The organism is Arthrobacter sp. KBS0703 (assembly GCF_002008315.2).
Lineage (GTDB): Bacteria > Actinomycetota > Actinomycetes > Actinomycetales > Micrococcaceae > Arthrobacter.
Window position 1 is genome coordinate 2,465,861 of the sequence record NZ_MVDG02000001.1, and the last position, 17,945, is coordinate 2,483,805.

The window sequence follows — 17,945 nt, forward strand, 5'->3', positions numbered from 1 at the left end:
GGATGTTGAGTGGGACTCTGCCGGCAAATCCGCGGCAGAAACTGAACGGCCCGTGTCCCCGCCGCTTTTGGCGGCGGGGACACGGGCTGTCTTACTGCAGGCCCGGTGTTTGAACGGGCGGACGCTTAGCCGACCATTCAGTCGACCTGCGGGAACCCGAGGTCAATGACGGACGTGGACGGATCGGGCCAGCGGGTGGTCACGACTTTGCCGCGCGTGTAGAAACGGATGCTGTCCGGCCCGTACATGTGCGTGTCGCCGAACAGGGAATTCTTCCAGCCGCCGAAGGAGAACGTCCCCACCGGCACCGGGATCGGCACGTTGACGCCCACCATCCCGACCTCGACGTCGAACTCGAACTGCCGCGCGGCGCCGCCGTCGCGGGTGAATATGGCCACGCCGTTGCCGAACTCGTTCTCGTTGACCAGCCGCACGGCGTCGTTGTAGGTGTCAACGCGCACCACTGACAGGACCGGGCCGAAGATTTCGTCGTCGTACACCTTCATGCCGGGCTTGACGTGGTCCACCAGGCTGACGCCGATGAAGAAGCCGTCCGAATCGAACTGCTGCGAACGGCCATCCACGACGACGGTGGCACCTTCGTTTTCGGCGCCCGCCACGTAGGACGCAACCTTGTCGCGGTGGTCAGCGGTGATCAGCGGCCCCATCTGGGAGGACGGGTCAGTGCCTGGGCCGATCTTGAGCGTCACCATGCGGCTGCTGATGGCCGAGACAAGATCGTCGGCGATGTTCCCGACGGCGACGAGCACGCTGACCGCCATGCAGCGTTCACCGGCCGAGCCGTACGCGGCCGAGATCGCGGCGTCCGCAGCCATGTTCAGGTCGGCGTCGGGCAGGACCACCATGTGGTTCTTGGCGCCGCCGAGGGCCTGGACGCGCTTGCCGTGGTCGGCTGCCCGCTTGTAGATGGACTGGGCGATCGGCGTGGACCCGACGAAGCTGACAGCTTTCACGTCGGGGTGTTCCAGCAGGACGTCCACGGCCTCCTTGTCGCCCTGGACCACGTTCAGCACGCCTGCCGGCAGTCCCGCTTCGGCGAAGACCTCGGCGATGAACACGGCGGACGAGGGGTCCTTCTCGCTGGGCTTCAGCAGCACGGTGTTGCCGCAGGCCAGCGCGCTGCCGATCATCCAGAGCGGCACCATGGCCGGGAAGTTGAAGGGCGTGATGCACGCCACCACGCCCACGGGCTGCCGGACGGAGTGAACGTCGACGCCGCTGGAGACTTGTTCTGACCGCTCGCCTTTGAGCATGTGGGAAAGTCCGGTGGCGAACTCGATGTTCTCGAGGCCGCGGGAGATTTCGCCTTCGGCGTCGGAGAGGACCTTGCCGTGCTCGCTGGTGAGGATCGCCGCGAGCTCGGGCTTGCGCTGCGTCAGGATTTCGCGGACGCGGAAAAAGATGTTGGTGCGCTTGGCAAGGCTCGTTGCCCGCCAGGCCGGCAGGGCCGCACGCGCCGCTGCGATGGCCTCCTCGACCCGGGCGGCTGAGGCGAGCGCAACCTGCTTCTCCTGCTCGCCGGTTGCGGGGTTGAAGACGGGGCCGAAACGGTCGGCGTCGCTGACGCGGTTCCCGTTGATGAAATGCGGAATGGTTTCCATGGATGTCTCTTTCTGGCGGGTCCGGCACGGGCTGTTCCGGACGGGGGCGGGTCGGCGTTGACCGTGGGGTGAATGGAAGCGCGTGAAATGAATCGGGTGAAACGGGAGTGGGCGGCTACTTGGCGGTGTCCAGCGAACCGTCGACCAGCTTGATGATCATGGAGCAGTCCTTGCCCGACTCGCCGGCGTCGATGAGCTGCTGGAAAAGCTGCTGGACGTGCCTGCCGATCTCCAGGGGCGTTCCGGTGTCCTCCGCGGCGCTGATGGCCAGGCCGATGTCCTTGTTGGCCAGCTCGGTGGTGAAGGTAGGAGCAAAATCGTTGTTCGAGGCGGCGGTGGAAACCACGCCCGGCACGGGGTACCAGGTGCGCAGGGCCCAGCTGTCTCCCGAGGAGACGGACGCGATGTCCCAGAAGACCTGCTTGTCGAGCCCGAGGCGATCGGCTAGCACGGCTCCTTCGGCCGTTGATGCGAGGTTGATGAAGAGCATCAGGTTGTTGCAGATCTTGGCGGCCTGCCCGGTGGTGGCCCCTCCGGTGGGGATGATGTTGGAGGCCATCGGTTCGATGTAGCCGGTGGCGTCGGCCACGGCCGGCGCCTCGCCGCCCACCATGAAGGTCAGGGTTCCGGCCTTGGCGCCGCTCATGCCGCCCGAGACCGGGGCGTCGACGAAGCGGAAGCCGGCGGCAGCGGCGGCGTCGTGCAGTTCCTGCGCGGAGGCGATGTCGATAGTGGAGGAGTCCACCAGCAGCGTGCGGGTGTTGGCGTGCGCGAGGACGCCGTCCTGGCCCAGGTAAACAGCCTTGGCGTGCTCGCCCTTGGGCAGCATGGTGAACACGACGTCGGCGCCGTTAACGGCGTCCGCGATGCTCGCCACCGGCTTTACGCCGCCTGCTTCGGCGGCTGCGACCGCTGCCGGGTTCAGGTCGAAGCCCCGCACGTCATGCCCGGCCTGCGCCAGGTTTGCCGACATGGAACCACCCATGTTCCCCAGACCGATCCAACCGATTACTGCCATGGCGCAAGCTCCTTTGCTTTGGGTCCGGCCGCTGGGGCCGAAGGTTCTGTGTCAACCATCACACCCTGCTACAGTGCAATCAAGGGGAAAAAATACAGACGGCATGTGCATTGATGCACATACGAGTGAAAGGCACATCCGTGGACTCGCGGCGGCTTCCTAGTCCGGACGACCTGCTCATCCTGCTGACCGTGGCCCGGCTGGGCCGGTTCAACGCGGTGGCGGAGACGCTGGGCACCACCCACACCACCATCTCCCGAAGGATTCTCGCCCTCGACAAGCAGCTCGGCGGCAGGACTCTCGAACGCAGCCCGCACGGCTGGGAGCTGACGCAGCTCGGGGCGTCGGCGGTGACCGCAGCCGAAGCCATCGAGGAGACCCTGGGGTCGCTGTCCGGGCTTATCCGTCAGGATCAGCATGCGCTCTCCGGCCTGGTGCGGATCAGCACGTCGGACGGCTTCGGGTCCGAGTTCGTCACCCCCGCACTGGTCCGGCTCCAGCGGCAGCACCCTCTGCTGAACGTGGAGATGCTCAGCGCCACGCGGAAGGTCAGCCAGAACCGGTCCGGCGTGGACCTCGAAATAGTGGTGGGCAGGACCGACGTCAGCAACGCCCAGACCATCTTCCTGAGCAATTACTACCTCCGCCTCTACGCCAGCCCGGCGTACGCCGACGAATTCGGGCTCCCGGAAACGCTCGACGGCGTAGGGCAGCACAGCTTTGTGTCCTACGTGGAATCGGCCCTGCAGGTGGCCGAGCTGGGTCACCGGTGGTCCGCGCAGCTGCCTGTGCCGAAATCCAGCTTCCAGGCCACCAGCGTCTTCGCCCAGGTGGAGGCCGTGCGCCGGGGCGCCGGAATCGGCCTGCTGCCGAATTTCATGGTGTCGGGGAAGCCGGAGTTCGTTCCTGTCCTCCCCGGCGACTTCCAGCGCCAGTTACCCATCTGGGCGGTGGCCCGCCCCGAATCGCTCCGGTCAGCCCCGGTGCAGGCCGTGATCGCATCCCTCAAGGAGGAAGTGCACACACGCCAGGAGCTGCTGGCCGGCTGAACTGTGCTGGCCGGCTGAACAGCGTGACCGGCTGAACAGCAGCACAAGAACGACGGCGGGACGGCGTCACGCCCGGAACAGCCGCCGGACCACGCGCCCGGAGGCAAGGGCGTCCAGCCCCTCGTTGATTTCGGCCAGCGGCCTGGTGTCCGTGTGCAGGAGTTCGACCGGCAGCCGGCCGTCGCGCCAGTAGCCCAGATACAGCGGGATGTCCCGCCCGGGAACGGCGTCGCCCATGTAAGAGCCCAGCAGCCGCTTGCCCGCGCCCGCGAACTGCAGCGCCGGGACGGTCAGCTCGGCGGACGGGTGGGGCAGGCCCACCGAGACCACGGCTCCGCCCCTCGTCACCCGCTCCAGGCACGATGCGATCACACCGGCCGAACCCACGGCCTCGATGGCAACATCCACGCCGTCGCCGGTGGCCTCCGCTATGAGCCGGGCGGCATCATCGGGGGTGCCCACCGCCGTCGCGCCGCAGTCGAGGGCCAGCTGGTGTTTGCCGGTGTTGGGGTCGATGGCGATCACTGCGGAGGCCCCGGCGAGCGACGCCGCCATGACGGCGGAGAGCCCCACGGCACCCAGCCCGAAGACGGCAACCGACTGGCCGGCGTCGACCGCTGCGGTATTGAGGACGGCCCCCATGCCAGTGAGCACAGCGCAACCGAACATCGCCGCCACGGTGTCCGGGACGTCGTCGTCAATGGCCACCACGGATTCCCGGGCCACGACGGCGTAATCGGCAAACGCGGAGACGCCCAGGTGGTGGTTGATCCGCTCGCCAGACGGCGTCCGCAGCAGCGCCTCACCGTGCAGCAGGTCGCCGGAACCGTTGACTTCCGCTGCCCGGTGGCAGAGGGCGGGGCGGCCGGCCTTGCAGGCCCGGCAGTCACCGCAGCTGGGCACGAAGACCAGCACCACGTGATCCCCGACGGAAATGTCCGCAACGCCCTCCCCCACGGCCGCGACCCGCCCCACGGCCTCGTGCCCCAGCGCCATGGGGAGGGGCCGGACCCGGGAGCCGTCCACCACGGAGAGGTCCGAGTGGCACAGGCTGGAGTAGGTGATGTCGATGCCCAGCTCACCGGCCCGGGGCTCGGGCCGGTCCAGGTCCTGCACCACGAGGGGCTGCGCCTCGGCGTACCTGGTTCCGGACGGGACGGTTGAATAGAGGATTGCTGCTCGCATGGGGATCCTGCCTTTGCGTGAATGGCTGACACGCAGCTGCCCGGGCCCGCGTTGGCCGCGGGTCCGGGCAGCTGCCTGGTGATGTTGCCTGTTCCTCTTGCCGGGGCGCTTACTTCCTGCCGGCTGCGAGGAGATCGGCCGTTCCCTGGGCATCGGCGGCGTCAACGTCGTGGAGCGAGATGCCGCGGGTTTCCTTGAGGAAGTACACCGAGACAGCAGTCACGACGCAGGCTGCCAGCAGGTACAGGGCCACCGGAACAGAGGACTTGAAGCTGCCCAGCAGCGCCGTGGCGATGATCGGTGCCAGCGAGCCGGCCACAATGGACGTCACCTGGTAGCCGAGGGAAACGCCGGAGTAGCGCATCCGGGTGGGGAACATTTCCGCCATGATGGACGGCTGGCCCGCATACATCAGTGCGTGGAACAGCAGGCCGATGGTGATGGCGGCGAGGATGACCATGTCGTTCTTGGTGTCCATCATCGGGAAGGCGAAGAAGCCCCAGGTTCCGCCAAGGACGGCGCCTGCCATGTACACCGGCTTGCGGCCGAGGGAGTCGGAAAGCTTGCCGACCATCGGCACGGCGCAGAAGTGGATGAAGTGCGCCACCAGCAGGAGCAACAGGATCCGGGACGTGTCAGTCTGCACCACAACCTTCAGGTAGGTGATGGAGAAGGTCACCACGAGGTAGTAGAGGATGTTCTCGGCAAAGCGCAGGCCCATGGCCGTGAAGACGCCGCGGGGGTACCGGCGGAAGACTTCGGCGACGCCGTAGCCTTTCTTTTCGACTGTGACTTCCTTGCGCGCCTCGAGGAAGATCGGGGCATCCTGGACCTTGGTCCGGATGTAGTAGCCGATGATGACGATCACGGCCGACAGCCAGAAGGCGACGCGCCAGCCCCAGCCGAGGAAGTCGGCCTGCGACAGCGTGGAGGAGAGGGTGAACAGTACGCCGGTGGCGAGCAGGTTGCCCATCGGGACGGCGGACTGGGGCCAGCTGGACCAGAATCCGCGCGATTTGCTCGGGCTGTGTTCGGCCACGAGCAGGACGGCGCCGCCCCATTCACCGCCGACGGCGAAGCCCTGGACGAAGCGCAGGAAGACCAGCAAGGCCGGTGCCCAGTAGCCGATCTGTGCGAAGGTCGGCAGGCAGCCCATCAGGAAGGTGGAGATACCCACCAGGACGATGCTCAGCTGCAGGAGCTGTTTGCGGCCGAACTTGTCGCCGAAGTGGCCAAAGACGATGCCGCCGATCGGGCGCGCCACGAAGCCGACGGCGTACGTGACGAACGCGGCAATGATGCCGTCCAGCTCCGTGCCGGAGTTGGGGAAGAACATCTTGCCGAACACCAGGGTGGCCGCCGAGGCATAGAGAAAGAACTCATACCACTCAACAACGGTGCCCGCCATGGAGGCCGTGACGACTTTTTTCAGGCCGGATGCCTTGACATCGGTTTCCTCTACGCGCCTTGCGGCGGAGTTTTCCGTACTCATTAGTGAACTCCTTCGGGGTCTTCTTCGACGCCCATGGGACCAGTCAGTGGCGGACGTGTGTGACGCGCACCACGAACCGCCGGTTCCAACGAGTATGGTCTGCCATTGCTGCAAGCTCAACGCCAAATAGTGCAGAACGCATCTGCATAAATGCACATTCCGGCAGCGCCTGGCGCCGCCGTGTGCGGCGGCGGCTAAGCCAGGAAGTGGTCCCTCAGCTGGGCATTTAGCTGCCCGATGTCTGTGAGGAAGCCGTCGTGGCCGATCGGCGCCTCGATCACATGGACGTCGACGTCGCCGGGCAGCGCTTCGGCGAGCTCGCGGGACTGGGCCGGGAAGTACAGCCGGTCCGTGTCGACGGCGGCGACGAAAAACTCGGCGGTGGTCCTGGACAGCGTTTCCTTCAGGGTTCCGCGCCCGCGGCAGATGTCGTGGCTCATCAGTGTTTCCGTGATGGCGATATAGCTGTTGGCATCAAAACGCCGCACAAGCTTGCTGCCCTGGTGGTCCAGGTAGCTTTCCACCTGGTACCGGCCGCGGACCCCCAGGGATTCGGCCTCCAGCGGCGCCTCGGAGGTCTGGGCGTTCCTGCCGAACCGGAAATCGAATTCGTAGGCGGAACGGTACGTGATGTGCGCGATCCGCCGGGCCAGTGCCAGCCCCGCCTCGGGCAGCGGGCCGCCGTAGTAGTCCCCGCCGTTGAAGTTGGGGTCCTGCCTGATTGCGAGAGTCTGCGCTTGGGCGAAGGCGATCTGTTCGGCGGTGCTGTTGGCCCCTACCGCTATAACGCCGCAGCGGCGCACGCGCTCCGGGTAGGTGACGGCCCACTCGAGGGCGCGGGCCCCGCCCATGGAACCGCCCAGCACCGCGAACCAGCTGCTGATGCCCAGCTGGTCCGCGAGCCGCGCCTCGGCCGCGGTGGAATCCCGCAGCGTCACGAGCGGGAAGCGTGATCCCCACGGCTTGCCGTCCGGCGCGGCCGACGACGGCCCCGTGGATCCGTAGCAGCCGCCGACGATGTTGATGGACACCACGAAGAACCGGTCCGTATCAGCCGGGGCACCCGGGCCGGCCAGCTGCTCCCACCAGCCTTCTTCATTTCCGCTCCCCCGCGTGACGTGAGTACTCCCCGTGAGGGCATGCTGGACGAGGATGGCATTGGAGCCGTCCTCGTTCAGAGTTCCCCAGGTTTCGTAGGCAAGGGTCACGTCCGGAAGGAATCCGCCCGCTTCAAGCTCCAGGCTGCCGATGTTGACGTATTGCACAGTGCCGTCCGGGACTTCGGTGCGGGTGACGGAAATCGTCATAGGTAAACCTCTTCTACGCGCTTGCCTGCCGACGACTGACCGGCAGGCCAGGTCTTCACCCGGGGCACCCCGCCGCGGAAGGAGGGTTGCCGGCCAGCAAGCCGGGGCTGTTGCTGGCACTCATGACCTAGGCCAAGTTTACGAAACACGTCGCCGCCTGCGCGAAGATTGTGACGGTTGTGTGACTCCCGGCCGCGCCGCGGCCTTGGGAGTGCACACCTTAGGCGCCCTTGGCCGCCCGGAATCCGGCGTCGAGATCGGCCAGGATGTCATCGATGTGCTCGAGGCCGGTTATACGTGCCGCGGTACAGGCTGGGGCTGGCCACGACGCGGTCAGTACCCACTGAACGCGCCTGGCATTATGACGAACTTCGTCGAAATCCGGACATCCCACCACGGTTAGGATCCCCTTAGCTGAGAGCCCCGTCACAAAATGCCAAGATGATGGCATGCGCATGGATCACGTCTCTTACGCCTGTGAACACGATGGCCTGGCTGCCACCACCGAACGTATCTCCTCTGCCCTCGGCGTCGAAGCCGTGAAGGGCGGAGTGCATCCCCGGTTTGGGACCCGGAACATGATTATCCCGCTCGCGGGGCACAAGTATTTGGAAGTTGTGGAAGTGCTGGACCACCCGGCGTCGGACAAGGCCCCCTTCGGGCAGGCTGTCCGTGCCCGGTCCGCTGCCGGCGGCGGCTGGATGGGCTGGTGCGTCGAAGTGGACGACCTCGCCCCGTTCGAGACGCGACTGGGGCGGGCCGCCGTCAACGGCAACCGCAAATTCCCGGACGGCCGCGAGCTGGTATGGAAGCAGATCGGCATCCTCGGACTCATCGCCGATCCGCAGGTTCCGTACATGCTCAAGTGGGAGGGCGATCCTTCCCTTCACCCGTCCAACGCCTATGACAGCAACGTCAAGATGTCCAGCCTCACCATCGCCGGGTCCGCTGAACGGGTCACCGAGTGGCTCGGCGAGCCGGTCGAAAAGCCCCTGGAGGATGTCGCCGTCAATTGGGTGGCTCCGCACGGAACGCCGGGGATCCTGTCCGTCACCTTCGAAACCGCAGCGGGCGCCGTCACCATCTGACGTCCTCTTCACCTCCGGCAGCACGCCGGCTCCGGCAGCGTGGCCGGGCCCGGCAGCATGCTGCCCCTACGCTTCGGCCGCCATCAGCGGGTGCCAACGACGTCACCCACCGATGGCGGCCGAATTACTTTCATCCCAAGCCCACGGCCTTGCCGAAGAGGCTGAATCCGACGAATGCCACGATGTCCAGCAGCGCGTGGGCAATGACGAGCGGCATCACCCGGCGGGTTTTGGTGTAGATCCAGGCAAACACCACGCCCATGACGGCATTCCCGATGAACGGCCCGAACCCCTGGTACAGGTGGTAGCTGCCGCGGAGCATGGAGCTCGCAAAAATGGCCAGCGGCGTGGACCAGCCGAACTTGCCGAAACGGTCAAGAAGGTAGCCCACCACAATGACTTCCTCCAGAATGGCGTGGCGCATGGCGGAGAGGATCAGCACGGGGATGGTCCACCAGTAGGCGTCCAGGGCGCTGGGGATGATCGCCGTCGTGATGCCCAGGGCCCGCCCCGCTGCATACAGACCCAGCGAGGGGACGCCGATCAGGGCTGCCAGGCCCAGGCCCTGCAGCAGGTCCCGTCCCGGGCGGGCAAAGTTGAAGCCGAGCTTTTGGAAGGCCGAGCCGGAGTCGTAGCCCACTCCTGCCTTCGTCTGGCGCTGCTCCGTCATGAAGTAGATGACGAGCAGGACCGGCACCAGGGCAAAGATGATGTCCAGCAGCTGGTACGTCAGGTCGAAATATTCGCGCGTGCTTTGCGAACGGTTCAGGGTGGACGTGCCCTGGGCCAGGGGCGCGCGCGTCATCTTGTCCAGCAGCTGGACCACCGAATACACGGCCGACTGCCCCAGGGACAGCCCCAGGACTATCCAGACTTCAATGCGCAGCCGACGGCGGGAAGGAACCAACATGCTCCTATCTTGCCTGCAGTTGCTGGTACTTTCCTGTTTGGGTCCGGCCCCGCCTCATGGGGGGCGGCCGGCCCTGCGCCGGGAGTCTGGCCCTATGCTGGGGAACTATGAGTGCGCCCGGGAAAATCATCATGATCCGGCACGGCCAGTCCGCCGCCAACGCCGACACCTCCATCTACAACCGGGTGCCCGACTACCGGATTCCGCTGACGGACCTGGGCCTGGAGCAGGCCAAGGCCGCCGGCGAGCGCATCCGGCGCGAACTGGACGGCCGCGAGGTGAGCGTCTACGTCTCGCCGTACCTGCGGGCGTACCAGACCCTTGAGGCGCTGAACCTGGGGTCCCTCACCGAACGCGTGATCGAAGAGCCCCGGCTCCGCGAGCAGGACTGGGCCAACTTCCAGATTTCCGGCGACATCGAAGACCAGAAGGAGCTGCGCAACGCCTACGGGCACTTCTTCTACCGGTTCCGGGAAGGCGAATCCGGTTCGGACGTCTATGACCGCATTTCGTCGTTCATGGAGACGCTCTACCGCCACTGGTCAAAGCCCAGCTACTCCCCCAACACCCTGTTGGTCACGCACGGGCTGACCATGCGGCTGTTCTGCATGCGCTGGTTCCACTGGTCCGTTGAATACTTCGAGTCGCTGAACAACCCGGAGAACGCGGAGGTCCGCATGCTGGTCCGCACCGAGCTCGGCAAGTATGAACTGGACAAGCCCTTCACCCAGTGGGTTGAGCGCCGCGTGGACGAGACCGTGCTCGACGCGCCGCCCGTGGTCTTCTAGGGGCCGCCGGTCTTAGGGGCCCCCGGTCTTCTGGCGGCCGCCTTCAGCGCTGGCCCGCGGTCAGAGCGTCCTGGTCCGCGGCGTCTCGGGCGCCACGATCACCTCGGTGCCCCGGGCTTCGAAGGCCGCCTTGTCCGCCGCGGAAATGCCGGAATCGGTGATCAGCCGGGTGAACTCGTAGCCGTCCATGGTGGCGAAGGCGCGGCGGCCCACCTTGGACGAATCCGCGATGACGTAGGACTCGCTGGCACGGCTGGCCAGCAGAGCGTTGACGGAGGCCTCGCCCTCGCCGGTGTTGGTGGGGCCCACCTCTGCATCAATGCCGTTGACGCCGATGAACGCGATGTCCAGCACCACCTTCTGCATGATGATGTCCGTGTACGGCCCCACCAGCTCGTAGGACCGCGGGTTGAGGACGCCGCCGGTCACCATGACCTTGATGTTGGGCCGCACGGCCAGCTGCGAGGCGATGTTGATGGCGTTGGTGACCACCGTCAGCGTCGGCTGGTTGGACGGCGAGTTGAGGTCCTCCCGGGTTGCCAGGATCTGGGCCAGCGCGGTGCTGGTGGTACCCCCGCAGAGTCCGATCACCATGCCGGGAGCGATGAGGGCGGAGGCCGCCAGGGCAATCTGCTGTTTGGCTGCCGCGTGGTCGTCCCGGTTGTACCGGCCGGGGAGGTCGTACGCCAGGGCCCCGGTGGTGGCCCCGCCGCGGGTCCGGCTCAGCAGACGGCGCTCTGCAAGGCTGTCGAGGTCACGCCGGGCGGTGGCCGGAGAGACGCCGAGCCGGGTGACGATTTCGTCGACCTCCACCTGCCCGGTTTCGGCAAGGAGATCCAGGATTGCCGTCAGTCGGTCGGTGCGGGTCATGCTAGCCTCTCCGGAAACCAAAAGTCACTGGAAAGTGACGTTTCTTGATTCTAACAGATGCCAAACGATCATCTTCCGTCATCCGCGGGCCGGCTTTCGGCCCGCCCGGGTTCCTACCGTACCCGCACTCCGGCACGCCACACGGCATGTGTCAGCGGCATGCCCGGACGGTAGGCCAGGTGCGTGGCCGACGGCGCGTTCAGCAGGTGCAGGTCCGCGCGGTGCCCGATGGCGATCGACCCCACCGCGCGTTCGCCGTCGACGTCGTTCCCGGACTCACGGCCGAGCGCCAGGGCGCCGCCGTACGTCGCCGCGCGGACGGCCTCGTGGACGCTCAGATGCATCTGCAGCACGGCGGTGGTGACGCAGAACGCCATGGAGCTGGTGTAGGACGTCCCGGGGTTGCAGTTGGAGGCGAGCGCGACGGCCACGCCGGCGTCCAGGAGCTGTCTCTTATACACATCTAGATGTGTATAAGAGACAGCGGCTGGCGGGTGGAAAGGTCGCACGCGGGCAGGCACGTGGCCACGGTTCCCCGCCGCCCCGCGCCGGCGGCGAGATCCCAGCCGGACCAGCTCGCAGCCAACGCGTCGATGTCCTGCCCGGACAGGTAATTCACGTGGTCCACGCTCGCGGCGCCGAACTCGACGGCGAGCTGCACACCGGATCCGTGGCCCAGCTGGTTGCCGTGGACGCGCAGTCCCAGCCCGGCATCGCGGCAGGCCTGCAGCACCCGGCGGGACTGCTCCTCGGAAAAGGCGCCGCGCTCACAGAACACGTCGGCCCACGCCACGAAAGGGCGCACGGCATCCAGCATCGCGCCGCAGACGAGGGCGGTGTAGTCGTCGGCGTCCATTCCCGCGGGGACCAGGTGCGCGCCCAGATAGGTCACTTCGTCGGCCACGCCCGCGGCGATCCGGGCACTCCTGGCCTCCTGCTCCACGTCCAGGCCGTACCCCGTCTTGGTCTCCACGTAGGTGGTTCCCTGTGAGGCCGCCTCCGCCACTCGGCCCATCGCGAGCCGGGTGAGGTCGTAATCTCCGGTGCTCCGGGTGGCTCCGTTAGTGACGGCGATGCCGCCGGCGCTGTAGGTCTGCCCTGCCATCCGGGCTTCAAACTCCGCTGTCCGATCACCCGCAAAAATCAGGTGGGTGTGCGAATCGACCCAGCCGGGCAGCAGAGCCCGGCCGCCGGCGTCCACCGACTCGTCCGCGGCAGGGGCATCGGACGCCGCCCCGATCCAGGCGATCCGCTCGCCCTCGACCACCACCGCGGCATCCCGGAGGACCCGGTGTTCCTGGTCCTGTGTCATGAGCTCGCCGATGTTGGTGATGAGGGTAGTCATGAACCCATTCTTCAGCGCCTGATGGACCAGCGCGTTGCGGCAAGCGCGTCCGCTGTCCGGGATTCCGGACTGGTGCCCTCAGCCGGTGGATATTGTGACCCGGAGAGGATCTGGGCGGCAGCGAGCTCGGCGATCCCGGACGACGTCTGGAATCCGTAGCCGCCCTGGCCGGCGAGCCAGAAGAATCCGGGGGCCTCGGCGTCGAACCCCACCACCGGGACGCCGTCGGCGGCCTCGGTGCGCAGGCCGGTCCAGGCCGTGCGGACCGCGCCGATGCCGAGCGAAGTCACCGTGTTCAGCCGGGTGATCAGCCGCTCCACGTCGCCGGGGAACGGGCGCGCATCCCCGGCCCCGCTGGGCACGTGTTCGGACGGGGAAATCAGCACGTCGGCCCCTTCCCTGCGGAAGTAGAAGGAGTCGTCAGCAGCGGCCACCATGGGGCACGCGTCAGGAAGGGAATGTTCGACGGCGACTATGGCCGCCGTGCGCCGGTACGGCTGCAGCCCGAGCTTCTCGACGCCGCTGATGACTGCCAGGTCGTCCGCCCAGGCGCCGGCGGCGTTGACTACGACGCCGGCCTGAAAGGCTTCCTGACCGGCGCCCAGCTGCCATCCCGTTCCGAGCCGCTGCGCCGAATGGACCCGGGCACCGGTGATGATGTCCACGCCGGCGGCCTCGGCCCGCGCCCGGTGGTCTTCGAGGAGGACCGGTGCGTTGCAGCCGAAGGAACCCGTGTCCAGGCCGGCAGCGGTGAATGATTCCGGTGCCAGGACCGGGCACTGCGCGAGGGCCTCCGCATGGCTGATGGTCCGCATGTGGCCGCTGGCTTCCGCCCGCACGGTTTCCTCGTCGCCGATCAGCATGAAGCTCCGCGGCGTCAGGACGGGTTCCGGAAGCACGGCATCCCTCGCCGCCATCAGTTCCAGCGTGCGGACGGTGAGCTCCTGGACCACCGACGGGCCAAAGCTGGGGATGAGCTGCCGGGCCGAGCGTCCGGAGGTGTGGTACGCCAGCTGCTGTTCCGCCTCCACCAGCGCCACGCTGCACCGCCCGGCCAGCGCGGAAGCCAGGGACAGGCCCGCGATCCCGCCGCCGACAATCACCACGTCGTAAGTTGCTGCCATGGCTCCATCCTTGCAGATGTACGGTGGCGGCGAGGGCTAGCCGGCCACCGCGTTCCGGCTCTTGACGAACGCCTGGACGCACGTTTCGACGTCGTCGGCGCTGTGCGCGGCGGACAGCTGGACGCGGATGCGGGCAGCACCGCGCGGCACCACCGGGAAGCTGAAGGCCGTGACGAAGACCCCGTGCTGAAGCATCTGGTCGGCGATCTTCGCGGCCATCACGGCGTCACCAAACATCACCGGAACGATCGCGTGTTCGCCGTCGAGCAGTTCGAAGCCTTCCTCGGTCATCCGGCGGCGGAACAGTTCGGCGTTCTGGAACAACCGCGCGCGCAGCTCTGCGGAGGTCTCCACGAGGTCCAGGGCCTTGATGGTCGCGGCCACGATGGCAGGCGCGAGGGAGTTGGAGAAGAGGTAGGGGCGGGCCTTCTGGCGGAGCATGGCCACCACCTCGCTGCGGCCCGAAACGTAGCCGCCGGACGCCCCGCCAAGGGCCTTGCCGAACGTTCCGGTGTAGATGTCCACGCGGGAGGACACGCCGGCGTGTTCCGGGGTTCCGGCCCCGGTGGCGCCCATGAAGCCCACGGCGTGCGAGTCGTCCACCATCACCAGGGCATCGTGCTTGTCGGCGAGGTCGCAAATGGCCTCCAGCGGCGCGAGGTAGCCGTCCATGGAGAAGACGCCGTCCGTGACGATGATCTTGCGCCGGGCATCCTTTGCCTCGACGAGTTTGGCCTCGAGGTCGGCCATGTCCTGGTTGGCATAGCGGAACCGCTGGGCCTTGCAGAGCCGGATGCCGTCGATGATCGAGGCGTGGTTCAGCGCATCGGAGATCACAGCGTCCTCCGGGCCGAACAGGGACTCGAACACGCCGCCGTTGGCATCGAAGCAGCTGGAGAACAGGATGGTGTCCTCGGTGCCGAGGAACTTCGACACGCGGGCTTCGAGCTCCAGGTGCAGGTCCTGGGTGCCGCAGATGAAGCGGACGCTGGCCATGCCGAAGCCGCGCTCATCCATGGCGGACTTGGCCGCGGCGATGATGTCCGGGTGGTCGGCGAGGCCCAGGTAGTTGTTGGCGCAGAAGTTCAGGACGGGCTGGCCGGACTGCCCGATCTGGCCCGCTGTGATGTGGCTTGCCTGCGGCGAGTCGATGTGGCGCTCGGTCTTGTAGAGGCCTGCGGCGCGGATCTCGTCCAGTTCGCTGCGCAGCTGGTCCTTGATGGCTGAATACATGGGGGGCTCCTCGGCTGGGAAAGGGTAGGGTTCTTGAGGCTGGGGGTCAGGTGCTGTTTTCGGGCAGGCGCTGGCTAGAATCCAGACCAGTCGAGCACAACCTTGCCGCTGACTCCGGCGCGGGCGATTTCGAAGCCCTTCTCCCACTGTGAGGCCGGCAGCACGTCCGTCACGACGGCGGAGATGCTGGCGCGCAGGACGGGGTTGGAGGACAGCATGGCGCTCATGGCGTACCAGGTCTCGAACATTTCGCGGCCGTAGATGCCCTTCAGGGTCAGCATGTGCGTGACCACCTTGCCCCAGTCGATCTCGATGGACTGGCTGGGCAGGCCCAGCATGGCGATCCGGCCCCCGTGGTTCATGTTGTCGATCATTTCCGGCAGTGCCGTGGGGTGCCCGGACATCTCCAGGCCGATGTCGAAGCCCTCGCGGAGGCCCAGTTCCCGCTGCGCTTCCCGGACCCGTGTCTTGGACACGTCGATGGCCAGGTCCACGCCGAGCTGGCGGGCCAGCTCCAGACGGGGGGCCGAGACGTCGGTGATGGCGATCTTGCGTGCGCCGGCGTGGCGGGCAACGGCGATGGCCATGAGCCCGATCGGGCCGGCCCCGGTGATCAGCACGTCCTCGCCCACGAGCGGGAAGCTCAGCGCGGTGTGCACGGCGTTGCCGAAAGGATCGAAGATGGCGCCGAGCTCCGGGGTGACCGAGGGATCCTGGTGCACCCAGACGTTCGTTTCCGGGATGACCACGTACTCGGCGAACGCCCCGTCCCGCTGCACGCCAACGCTCACAGTGTGGATGCACATCTGCCGGCGGCCGGCGCGGCAGTTGCGGCAGATGCCGCAGACGATGTGTCCCTCGCCCGAGACGCGGTCCCCCACCTTGACGTCCCGGACGTCTTCGCCGGTCTCCACAACCTCGCCATAGAACTCGTGGCCGGCGATCAGCGGTGCCTGGATGATCCCCTGGGCCCAGGCATCCCACGACTGGATGTGCAGGTCCGTGCCGCAGATGCCCGTGGTCATCACGCGGATCTTGACGTCCCCGGGGCCCGCCTCGGGCTCGGGACGGTCGACGAGTTCGAACCCGGCGTGCGCGCCGGCCTTGTAGAGGGCCTTCATTGGCTTCCTAACTTTTCGGCATGAGCGGCAGCATCATTTGGCAGCATCATGCGGGGGAATCTCCCTTCATTAGAGCCACTCCAACGCATTAGCACAAGGGGAATTTTCTCAATCGACGATTTAGCAATTGCTAAGGCATAAGATGGTGGCCATGGAAATCCACCAGCTTGAGATGCTGCGCGAACTCGGCGCGCTCGGAAGCGTCAAGGCCGTGGCCGAAACCCTGCTCGTCACGCCGTCCGCCGTGTCACAGCAGCTGGCCCAGCTGCAGAAGAGCGTCGAGGTTCCGCTGACGCGCAAGGAGGGCCGGAACCTGGTGCTCACGGAGGCCGGCCAGGTGCTTGCGGACGCCGGTGCCGCCGTGGTCAGTGCCATGGCGGAGGCCCGCATGGCCATCGGCGCCTACCACGGCTCGACCGTGGCTCCCGTGACCGTGAGCGGGTTCCACAGTGCCGGGCAGGCGCTCTTCGCGCCGCTGGCGCGGCTCTTGGACGGGCCGGACAAGCCGAAGGTGCTGCTCTCCGACGAGGACGTGGCGCAGCAGGACTTCCCCGCACTGACGGCCCGCTACGACTTAGTGATCGCGCACCGGATGGATCACAGCCCGCGCTGGCCGGAGGAACGGGTGGCGGTGATCCCGCTGGCGCATGAGCCACTCGACGTCGCGCTTCCGGCCGGCCACCGGCTGGCGGCCCAGGCAACGCTGGAAGCGGACGACGTCGTCGGCGAACCGTGGGTGACCAGCCGCACCGGCTACTCCCCTGCCGACGTGCTGTCCGCCGTCGCCGCCGTCTCCAGCCGGGAGCTGAATATCGTCCACCGGATCAACGACTACTCCACGGTGGCCGCCCTGGTGGCGGCGGGAGGGGTGATCGGGCTGCTGCCGCGGCACACGGCGCGGCCCGTGCTGAACCCGGACATCGTGCTGCGCCCGTTGAAGGGCATCAGCACGCGACGCCGGATCGACATCCTGGCCCGGCCGGAAAACCTCAAACGCGCATCGGTCCTGGTGGTCTGCGAGGCCCTGCAGGACATCATGGCCCGCCTCGCCCACGATTAACCCTGGCCCTGGCCGAGTCCCTTGCCCTGGCCGTTACTCCGGCCCAGTCCGTGGCCGGGTTTCTTGCCCAGACCCTGGCCGAGTCCCTTTCCGTTGGCGGCGCCCTCAACGATCACCGTTGCCGTGACCGAGGAGCCGTCCCGGATGCCCCTGACGCGCACGGTGTCCCCCTGCTTGAGGTCCGCGGGGGCGGCTGCCGCAGGCTTTGGCGCTTTCCCGATCCGCGTCCCGGCGTTGATCACATACTCCTGGCTGAATCCGTCCTCGCTCTTGACCGTGATGGCCTTGTCGCTCACGGATTCCACAGTGCCGGTTTGCGTCAACCGCTTTTCAAAGCTGCCGTCGGCCTTCTTCACCACGCTTTCGCCGTGAAGTTCACGCGCCTTGACCTTGCCTTGGGATTTGTCGGAACTGCCCGGCGCCGAGGGCGACGGCGTCGCCGCGGCCTGCGGCGGTGCCAGCTGCGGCGGTGTCTCTTATACACATCTAGATGTGTATAAGAGACAGTCCCGGGCCTGTGCTCCGGGTTCACTGGCGGCCCATGCGACGGCCACCCCCGCTCCACTGAGCGCGAAGACGATGGCCACCGCCAGCGCGGTGCTGCGTCGTTTGCCTGGATCCTTGACCGGCATGGCATGTCCTTCCGCCGCACCGGCGGGACTCCGGCGCCCTGAACCCGCAGTTTAGGGCCCGGACCTTATGGAGAACATGGAACGCGGCTGTTAACCCAACT

At 66.9% G+C, this 17,945-nt stretch carries 17 protein-coding genes, 2 pseudogenes and 1 riboswitch; of the genes and pseudogenes, 5 read left to right on the forward strand and 14 right to left on the reverse strand.

Annotated features, from left to right (window positions below):
• Nucleotides 1-137 precede the first annotated feature (137 nt).
• Both B1A87_RS11655 and mmsB read right to left on the reverse strand, forming a co-directional pair.
• Nucleotides 138-1,622 (reverse strand): CoA-acylating methylmalonate-semialdehyde dehydrogenase, encoded by a 1,485-nt coding sequence (locus B1A87_RS11655; RefSeq protein ID WP_078030007.1) that lies wholly within the window; start codon nt 1,620-1,622, stop codon nt 138-140.
• Between the two features lie 115 nt (nt 1,623-1,737).
• The gene (mmsB, locus tag B1A87_RS11660; protein WP_078030008.1) at nt 1,738-2,640 is read right to left on the reverse strand and encodes a 3-hydroxyisobutyrate dehydrogenase; all 903 of its coding nucleotides are present in this window, start codon (nt 2,638-2,640) and stop codon (nt 1,738-1,740) included.
• 125 nt (nt 2,641-2,765) lie between these two features.
• On the opposite strand from mmsB, the gene B1A87_RS11665 reads away from it, so the two are divergent.
• Nucleotides 2,766-3,689, forward strand: a complete 924-nt coding sequence (locus B1A87_RS11665) for a LysR family transcriptional regulator (RefSeq protein ID WP_260680801.1) — start codon at nt 2,766-2,768, stop codon at nt 3,687-3,689.
• A 66-nt stretch (nt 3,690-3,755) separates the two neighbouring features.
• Here B1A87_RS11665 and B1A87_RS11670 read toward each other — a convergent pair whose 3' ends face one another.
• From B1A87_RS11670 to B1A87_RS25005, 4 genes and pseudogenes are all read right to left on the reverse strand, one after another.
• Complete coding sequence (locus B1A87_RS11670; protein WP_078030010.1) at nt 3,756-4,874, reverse strand: zinc-dependent alcohol dehydrogenase family protein; 1,119 nt, start codon at nt 4,872-4,874, stop codon at nt 3,756-3,758.
• 109 nt (nt 4,875-4,983) lie between these two features.
• A complete protein-coding gene (locus B1A87_RS11675; protein WP_078030011.1) occupies nt 4,984-6,366 on the reverse strand; it encodes an MFS transporter in 1,383 nt (460 codons plus the stop codon).
• A 194-nt stretch (nt 6,367-6,560) separates the two neighbouring features.
• Nucleotides 6,561-7,673: a homoserine O-acetyltransferase gene (locus B1A87_RS11680; protein WP_185982304.1), complete on the reverse strand. Its 1,113-nt coding sequence runs from the start codon at nt 7,671-7,673 to the stop codon at nt 6,561-6,563.
• Between the two features lie 12 nt (nt 7,674-7,685).
• Nucleotides 7,686-7,801: riboswitch (SAM riboswitch) on the reverse strand.
• A 92-nt stretch (nt 7,802-7,893) separates the two neighbouring features.
• Nucleotides 7,894-7,962, reverse strand: a pseudogene (locus tag B1A87_RS25005) (O-acetyl-L-homoserine sulfhydrolase); the annotation flags it as partial.
• A 160-nt stretch (nt 7,963-8,122) separates the two neighbouring features.
• Between B1A87_RS25005 and B1A87_RS11690 the strand changes: the two are divergent.
• On the forward strand, nt 8,123-8,761 hold the full coding sequence (locus B1A87_RS11690) for a VOC family protein (RefSeq protein ID WP_078030012.1): 639 nt from the start codon (nt 8,123-8,125) through the stop codon (nt 8,759-8,761).
• Nucleotides 8,762-8,891: 130 nt separating this feature from the next.
• Here the strand turns inward: B1A87_RS11690 and B1A87_RS11695 are convergent, their stop codons facing one another.
• On the reverse strand, nt 8,892-9,671 hold the full coding sequence (locus B1A87_RS11695; protein WP_078030013.1) for a CPBP family intramembrane glutamic endopeptidase: 780 nt from the start codon (nt 9,669-9,671) through the stop codon (nt 8,892-8,894).
• 107 nt (nt 9,672-9,778) lie between these two features.
• Between B1A87_RS11695 and B1A87_RS11700 the strand changes: the two genes are divergently transcribed.
• Nucleotides 9,779-10,459: a histidine phosphatase family protein gene (locus tag B1A87_RS11700; RefSeq protein ID WP_139362949.1), complete on the forward strand. Its 681-nt coding sequence runs from the start codon at nt 9,779-9,781 to the stop codon at nt 10,457-10,459.
• Between the two features lie 60 nt (nt 10,460-10,519).
• On the opposite strand, the gene B1A87_RS11705 is transcribed toward B1A87_RS11700, so the two are convergent.
• From B1A87_RS11705 to tdh, 5 genes and pseudogenes are all read right to left on the reverse strand, one after another.
• Nucleotides 10,520-11,329 (reverse strand): DeoR/GlpR family DNA-binding transcription regulator, encoded by an 810-nt coding sequence (locus B1A87_RS11705; RefSeq protein ID WP_078030015.1) that lies wholly within the window; start codon nt 11,327-11,329, stop codon nt 10,520-10,522.
• A gap of 113 nt (nt 11,330-11,442) precedes the next feature.
• A pseudogene (locus B1A87_RS11710) lies at nt 11,443-12,674 on the reverse strand (amidohydrolase family protein).
• 11 nt (nt 12,675-12,685) lie between these two features.
• Nucleotides 12,686-13,798 carry an FAD-binding oxidoreductase gene (locus tag B1A87_RS11715; RefSeq protein ID WP_078030017.1) on the reverse strand — a complete coding sequence of 371 codons (1,113 nt, stop codon included), beginning with the start codon at nt 13,796-13,798 and terminating at the stop codon, nt 12,686-12,688.
• Nucleotides 13,799-13,834: 36 nt separating this feature from the next.
• Nucleotides 13,835-15,031, reverse strand: coding sequence for a glycine C-acetyltransferase (locus tag B1A87_RS11720; RefSeq protein WP_078030018.1), 1,197 nt, complete (start codon nt 15,029-15,031; stop codon nt 13,835-13,837).
• 74 nt (nt 15,032-15,105) lie between these two features.
• Nucleotides 15,106-16,152, reverse strand: coding sequence for an L-threonine 3-dehydrogenase (tdh, locus tag B1A87_RS11725; RefSeq protein WP_078030019.1), 1,047 nt, complete (start codon nt 16,150-16,152; stop codon nt 15,106-15,108).
• Between the two features lie 151 nt (nt 16,153-16,303).
• Here tdh and B1A87_RS11730 point away from each other — a divergent pair, with 151 nt between their 5' ends.
• The gene (locus tag B1A87_RS11730) at nt 16,304-17,212 is read left to right on the forward strand and encodes a LysR family transcriptional regulator (protein ID WP_078030198.1); all 909 of its coding nucleotides are present in this window, start codon (nt 16,304-16,306) and stop codon (nt 17,210-17,212) included.
• Here the strand turns inward: B1A87_RS11730 and B1A87_RS23850 are convergent.
• On the reverse strand, nt 17,209-17,571 hold the full coding sequence (locus tag B1A87_RS23850; protein WP_260680802.1) for a DUF5666 domain-containing protein: 363 nt from the start codon (nt 17,569-17,571) through the stop codon (nt 17,209-17,211). The two genes, B1A87_RS11730 and B1A87_RS23850, sit on opposite strands and share 4 nt — an antisense overlap.
• 9 nt (nt 17,572-17,580) lie before the next feature.
• On the opposite strand from B1A87_RS23850, the gene B1A87_RS23855 reads away from it, so the two are divergent.
• The gene (locus B1A87_RS23855) at nt 17,581-17,712 is read left to right on the forward strand and encodes a hypothetical protein (protein WP_260680803.1); all 132 of its coding nucleotides are present in this window, start codon (nt 17,581-17,583) and stop codon (nt 17,710-17,712) included.
• Here B1A87_RS23855 and B1A87_RS23860 read toward each other — a convergent pair.
• Complete coding sequence (locus tag B1A87_RS23860; protein ID WP_260680804.1) at nt 17,689-17,844, reverse strand: hypothetical protein; 156 nt, start codon at nt 17,842-17,844, stop codon at nt 17,689-17,691. The genes B1A87_RS23855 and B1A87_RS23860 overlap by 24 nt on opposite strands.
• Nucleotides 17,845-17,945: the final 101 nt, after the last annotated feature.